The 6,056-nt window shown below is 64.9% G+C and carries 7 protein-coding genes; 6 read left to right on the top strand and 1 reads right to left on the bottom strand.

What is annotated here, in order from left to right:
- Positions 1–959, bottom strand: a 959-nt coding sequence (locus J0I79_RS24125; protein ID WP_292865048.1) for a polyprenyl synthetase family protein, incomplete at its 3' end; no start/stop codon positions are given.
- A gap of 187 nt (positions 960–1,146) precedes the next feature.
- On the opposite strand from J0I79_RS24125, the gene J0I79_RS24120 reads away from it, so the two are divergent.
- From J0I79_RS24120 to J0I79_RS24095, 6 genes are all read left to right on the top strand, one after another.
- Positions 1,147–2,760: an alpha/beta-hydrolase family protein gene (locus J0I79_RS24120; RefSeq protein WP_292865045.1), complete on the top strand. Its 1,614-nt coding sequence runs from the start codon at positions 1,147–1,149 to the stop codon at positions 2,758–2,760.
- Positions 2,761–2,832: 72 nt separating this feature from the next.
- Positions 2,833–3,057 carry a DUF2007 domain-containing protein gene (locus J0I79_RS24115; RefSeq protein ID WP_292865042.1) on the top strand — a complete coding sequence of 75 codons (225 nt, stop codon included), beginning with the start codon at positions 2,833–2,835 and terminating at the stop codon, positions 3,055–3,057.
- Entirely contained in the window at positions 3,057–3,872 is an 816-nt protein-coding gene (locus tag J0I79_RS24110) for a methyltransferase (RefSeq protein WP_292865039.1), read from the top strand. The genes J0I79_RS24115 and J0I79_RS24110 overlap by 1 nt, the downstream gene beginning before the upstream one ends.
- 79 nt (positions 3,873–3,951) lie before the next feature.
- Entirely contained in the window at positions 3,952–4,815 is an 864-nt protein-coding gene (locus tag J0I79_RS24105) for a S49 family peptidase (protein ID WP_292865036.1), read from the top strand.
- A 140-nt stretch (positions 4,816–4,955) separates the two neighbouring features.
- Positions 4,956–5,141, top strand: a complete 186-nt coding sequence (locus J0I79_RS24100; RefSeq protein WP_027023000.1) for a membrane protein — start codon at positions 4,956–4,958, stop codon at positions 5,139–5,141.
- A 26-nt stretch (positions 5,142–5,167) separates the two neighbouring features.
- Positions 5,168–6,055, top strand: a complete 888-nt coding sequence (locus J0I79_RS24095; protein WP_292865059.1) for a 4-(cytidine 5'-diphospho)-2-C-methyl-D-erythritol kinase — start codon at positions 5,168–5,170, stop codon at positions 6,053–6,055.
- The last annotated feature ends 1 nt before the right edge of the window (position 6,056 follow it).

Genomic DNA, 6,056 nt, shown 5'->3' with positions numbered 1-6,056 from the left:
GTCTCTTCCAGCGGTGCCAGCGCGTCGCGGGCGATCTCGCCGAAATGGCGGGCGCGCCCGATCGTGTCGGCTATGGCGCCATGGCCGGTCATCAGGCCGATCGCCTTTTCCAGCCCGGCATCGTCCGTGACGTTCTCCTCGATGGCCCGCTTCCAGAAGGTGCGCTCGGCCTTGCTGCCGCGGCGGTAGGCGAGGATGACCGGCAATGTCACCTTGCCCTCGCGGAAGTCGTCGCCGACATTCTTGCCCAGGTCCTTGCTGGTGCCGCCATAATCCAGCGCGTCATCGATAAGCTGGAAGGCGAGACCAAGGTTCATGCCGTAGGAGCGCAGGGCGGCGCGGTCGTTGCGGGTCGCCTGCGCGATGACCGGACCGACTTCCGCGGCGGCCGAAAACAGGGCGGCCGTCTTGGCTTTGATGACGGCGAAATGCTCGTCCTCGGTGGTTTCGAGGCTCTTTGCGGCGGCAAGCTGCATGACCTCGCCCTCGGCGATGATCGAGGCGGCGCTCGACAGGATGTCGAGCGCTTCGAGCGAACCGACATCGACCATCATGCGGAAGGCCTGGCCGAGCAGGAAGTCGCCGACCAGCACGCTCGCCTGGTTGCCCCAGATCATGCGGGCCGTCTTCTTGCCGCGCCGCATTCCGCTCTCGTCGACGACATCGTCATGGAGGAGCGTGGCTGTATGCATGAACTCGACCGAGGTGGCGAGCTTGACGTGGCCCTCGCCGGCATAACCGAACATCTGCGCGGCGGCGAGCGTCAGCATTGGTCTCAGCCGCTTGCCGCCAGAGGAGATCAGGTGGTTGGCGACTTCGGGAATCATCTCGACGTCGGAGCCGGCCTTGGACAGGATCAGTTCGTTGACGCGCCCCATATCGGCCGCCGTCAGATCGATGAGTTCCTTGATGGAGGCGGGTTCCCGCTTCCCATTTTCCATATTGAGAACGACACCCACGACAATCACTCCCGTCTTGGTATAACGCGTGCGACGGCACCCTTAGTCCCAGGATGGACTCTAGGTCGGCGGACACGGCCACGGCAAGTGGCGAATTGGCGCGGCGACGATGACAGCCTGTCAACAGACGCCGAAAGGAAGTTGAGCGCGGCCGATGATGCGAGGTTGGATAATCCGGCTCTGGCAGATGTTCTCGACGGTGGGCCTGCTCGTCGGCACCCTGTTCTTCGCGGCATCGCTGACTCCATCGCTCAACCCGCGCGCCGTGCTGATACAAGGCATCCTTTCCGGTCTTTGCTTCGCGGTGGGATATGGAATCGGCGTCTTCGGCCTCTGGCTGTGGACCTATCTGGAGCTTCCTTCGCCCGGGCCGCGCAAGGCGCGCCCGATCAAGCTGGCCGCGGCCGCGGTCTGCGCGGCCATCGCGCTCATCTTCCTCTGGCGGGCCTCGGACTGGCAGAACTCGATCCGGACCTTGATGCAGCTGGCGCCGGTTGACAGCGCGCAGCCGTTCCGGGTCGGCCTGATCGCGCTGGCCGCCTTTGTCATCGTCCTGATGCTGGCGCGGCTGTTTCAGGTCACATTCCGGTTTGTCGCCGGCAGGCTCGCCCGCTTCATCCCCAGGCGCATAGCGATCGCCGCCGGCGTTTCGATCGCCGTGCTTTTGTTCGGCAGCATCATCAACGGCGTCCTGCTGCGATACGCACTCCATGTCGCCGACAGCTCCTACAAGCAGCTCGACGCCCTTGTGGAAGACACGATCCAGCAGCCCAGCGACCCGGCAAAGACCGGCAGCGCCGCCTCGCTGATCGACTGGGAGCATCTTGGCCGGACCGGCAGGGAATTCATAACAACCGGCCCAACGAAACAGGAGCTGCAGTCGTTCCTCAGGCGTGATGCGCTGGATCCCATCCGCGTCTATGCCGGATTGCGCTCCGCCGAAACGCCGGAAGACCGGGCGAGGCTCGCGCTGGACGAGTTGAAGCGCGTCGGTGCGTTCGACCGCTCGATCCTGGTCATCATCACGCCGACGGGCACCGGCTGGATCGACCCGGCGGCCATCGATACGCTCGAATATCTGCGCGGCGGAGACGTTGCCAGCGTCGCCATCCAATATTCCTATCTGCCGAGCTGGCTGTCGCTGATGGTCGAGCCCGGCTATGGCGGCGAGGCCGCGCGGGCGCTTTTCAAGGAGGTGTATGGCTACTGGACCAGCCTGCCCAGGAACCATCGCCCCAAGCTCTATCTGCATGGGCTCAGTCTCGGCGCAATGAACTCCGAACAGTCCAACGAGTTGTTCGAGGTGCTTGGCGACCCGTATCAGGGCGCATTGTGGAGTGGACCGCCCTATTCGAGCCGCATCTGGCGCTCGATTACCAGCAATCGTAATCCGGGGTCGCCGGCATGGCTGCCGCGCTTTCGCGACGGCTCCTATGTGCGCTTCACCAACCAGAACGACGCGCTCGACATTGCCGGCGCGCATTGGGGACCGATGCGCATCGTCTATTTGCAATATGCCAGCGACGCGGTGACTTTCTTCGAGCCGAGCTCGTTCTACAGAAGGCCCGACTGGATGGCACAGCCACGCGGACCTGATGTGTCCGCCGATCTGCGTTGGTATCCGATCGTGACCTTCCTTCAGCTCGCGGTCGACATGGCCGGTGCCGCGACCATGCCGATGGGCCATGGCCACGTCTATGCGCCGGAGCATTATATCGATGCCTGGATCGAGGTGACGGACGTTCAAGGCTGGTCGGCGGACGAGATCGCCAGACTGAAACGCCACTTCGCCCAGAGATAGGCCGGGAGCGCCGGAGATGCCTGGAATCCGCTGCCCGTTTACATCAGAGCCGCAAACTGAGAGTTTCGCCCGATGATAGAACTCATCCGCACCAACGACGCCGTGATCATCTCCTTTGTCGAATCGCTGATGCGCGATGCCGGCATAGGCTGCTTCGTCGCCGACCAGAACATGAGCGTGCTCGACGGCTCGATCGGCATCCTGCCGCGGCGCGTCATGGTCGACGCCGACCAGGCCGACGCAGCGCGGCGCATCCTGACGGACGCCGGCATCGCCAACGAAATCCGCGAAAAATAATGCCGGCCGCGCCAGCCGCCCCTGCTCTTGACACCCTTGGCCCGGACACGCCGGCCCATACGGTCGATGCCTTCCATCGCGGCCGCTTCTGGCTCGTGCAGCCCAAGCATGGCGCCCACCGCGCCGGCATGGATGCGATGATGCTGGCAGCATCCGTGCCATCGGCCTTCGGCGGGCGCCTCGCCGATTTCGGCGCTGGAGCAGGTGCTGCCGGCCTCGCCGTGCTGTCGCGCTGCCCGGCTGCCGAAGCGGTGCTTGTGGAACGCGCGCCGGAAATGGCGGCCTTCGCCGCGGCCACGCTTGCCCATCCAGGCAATGCGCATCTCAGCGACCGCGCCCGCGTGCTCACGGCCGATGTTACGGTATCGGGCCGGGCCAGGGCCGAGGCCGGCCTTGCCGACAATGATTTCGACTTCGTCATCATGAACCCGCCCTTCAACGCCGCGCGGGATCGCGCCACGCCCGACCAGTTGAGACGGCAAGCCCATGTCATGGAGGACGGGCTGTTCGAAAGCTGGATCCGCAGTGCCGCGGCAGTGGTCAGACCGCGCGGCGGACTTGCCGTCATTGCCCGACCCGAGCAGCTCGGCGCCATTCTCGACGCGATATCAGGCCGCTTCGGCGATGCCGAGATGCTTGCCGTCCATCCTCGCCCCGACGCCGCCGCGATCCGTATCGTCCTGCGGGCGGCGTTGGGCGCCCGGGGAAAGCTCGCCATCCGCCCGCCGCTGATGCTTCATGCGAGTTCGGGCAACGGCCCCGACGAGCGCAGCGAAATGATCACCAACGGTCTTGCCTCGCTGTTCGGAGACTAAGCTATTCTGCCCAGCCACATTGCCGTTGGCCGGGAAATCCCTACATGCCTGCTGCCCATCGACCGGAGACCACGCCACCGTGAAACGCCTCTTCAACCGTCTGCTGCCGAAATCCTGGCGCTCCACCGTCGTCACCATTCCGGTCATCCGGCTGCACGGCACCATCATGGCCGGCGGCGGCCAGTTCCGGCCAAGCCTGTCTTTGGCCTCCACTGCCGGCCTGATCGAGAAGGCTTTTTCCTCCGACGCGCCGGCGGTCGCCCTCTCGATCAATTCGCCCGGCGGTTCACCGGTGCAGTCGCGGCTGATCTTCAAGCGCATCCGCGACCTGGCCGTGGAGAAGAACAAGAAGGTGCTGGTCTTCGTCGAGGACGTCGCGGCCTCGGGCGGCTACATGATCGCGGTCGCCGGTGACGAGATTTTCGCCGATCCATCCTCGATCGTGGGCTCCATCGGCGTGGTCTCGGCCTCGTTCGGCTTCCCGGAGTTGATGAAGAAGATCGGCGTCGAACGCCGCGTGCACACCGCCGGCCAGAACAAGGCGGTGCTCGATCCGTTCAAACCGGAGAAGAAGGAGGACGTCGAGCGGCTGAAGGCGTTGCAGTTGGAAGTGCATGAGACCTTCATCGATCTGGTCAAGGAACGCCGCGGCACAAGGCTCAAGGACGATCCGGACCTGTTCACCGGCCTGTTCTGGACAGGCAAGAGGGGCCTGGAGCTCGGTCTTGTCGATGCGCTGGGTGACATGCGCACAGTGCTTAAGACCCGGTTCGGGGCCAAGACGCAGTTGCGGCTGGTCACGGCGCCGCGCGGTCTGTTCGGACGCTTCGGCCTGTTCGGCTCCAGACTGGGCTTTTCGGCGCCCGACATCGCCGCTGCGGCAGCCAGCAGCGTGATCGATGCGGCGGAAGAGCGCGCGCTTTGGGCGCGCTTCGGGCTTTGAAAAGCCGGCGGAACCGTCTAGCATAGGTGGTTGAAGTCTTATGTCTGTCGTTTTCCCAAAACCGAACACATTTTTGGGCGACAGGCATGAACCGGCCCGACCGGCCGCCTTCGGCGGCCCAGCGTGGGAGGAGTTTTGATATGCCGCAGATCATTTTCTTCACCGTCGTTGGCGTCGCTGCCTATTTCGGCTACCGCACGTTCATCCGCGAAGCCGAGCGCGTGACCGCCAAGGTGCGGCGCACCGAAAAGCAGGCGGCCAACGGAGCGATGGGAACGCTGGTCAAGGATCCCAAGACCGGTGAATACCGGCTGGCCAAGGACTGACCCGCATTTCCCTCGCAGTCGAGACCCTGGATGGCGGCCGGCTTGCCCGGACATGGGCGGCGCCCGCCAAGATTAACCTCGCCTTGCACGTCACCGGCAGGCGCCCCGACGGCTATCACCTGATCGAAAGCCTGGCCGTGTTCACGCGGTTCGGCGACCGGATCGAGATCGCACCCGCCGACAGCGACGATTTCACCGTCTCCGGCCGCTATGCGCCGGACGTTCCGCTCGACACCAGCAATCTGGTGCTGAAGGCGCGCGACGCGCTGCGAAGCGCAGCCGGGCCCGGGAAAACCCCTCCGGTCTCGATCAAGCTGGAAAAAAACCTGCCGGTCGCTTCCGGCGTGGGCGGCGGTTCAAGCGATGCTGCAGCCGTGTTGCGCGGGCTGGCCGAGACTTGGGATCTGGGCATGGATGGCACCGCGCTGGCCGGGATCGGCCTGTCGCTTGGCGCCGATGTGCCGATGTGCCTGGCGGCCAGGCCGCTGGTCGCACGCGGCATTGGCGACGAGCTGTCGGCGGTGCCGGATTTTTCCGCGCTCGGACTGGTGCTGGTCAATCCCGGTACGCCCGTCTCGACGGCCGATGTATTCAACGCGCTCTCGCGTCGCGACAACGAACCGCTGCCGCCGCTGCCGCGCCGCATCGATTTTCACAGCCTGCGCAACTGGCTGGAGGTCACCCGCAACGATCTCGAGCCCGCTGCCCTTGCGATGCAGCCCGCCATAGGCAGGGCGCTGTCATGGCTTGATAAGGCCGGATCGGGTTTTTCACGCATGTCCGGATCGGGTGCGACATGCTTCGGCCTGTTCGAGACCGGCAATGTCGCCAAACGCGCGGCGGCCGAGATCCGAAACCGGCAGCCCGACTGGTTTGTCGCGGCGACGCGCAGCCTGACATCGGAGGCCGATTGAG

This window comes from Mesorhizobium sp. (assembly GCF_017306585.1).
Taxonomy (GTDB): Bacteria; Pseudomonadota; Alphaproteobacteria; order Rhizobiales; family Rhizobiaceae; genus Mesorhizobium.
This window is presented reverse-complemented; position numbering and strand designations above follow the sequence as displayed.

Excerpts from the sequence above, each read along its gene's own strand:
- J0I79_RS24120 (WP_292865045.1), top strand. The coding sequence starts at position 1,147 with ATGTTCTCGACGGTGGGCCTGCTCGTCGGCACCCTGTTCTTCGCGGCA.
- J0I79_RS24115 (WP_292865042.1), top strand. The coding sequence starts at position 2,833 with ATGATAGAACTCATCCGCACCAACGACGCCGTGATCATCTCCTTTGTC.
- J0I79_RS24110 (WP_292865039.1), top strand. The coding sequence starts at position 3,057 with ATGCCGGCCGCGCCAGCCGCCCCTGCTCTTGACACCCTTGGCCCGGAC.
- J0I79_RS24100 (WP_027023000.1), top strand. The coding sequence starts at position 4,956 with ATGCCGCAGATCATTTTCTTCACCGTCGTTGGCGTCGCTGCCTATTTC.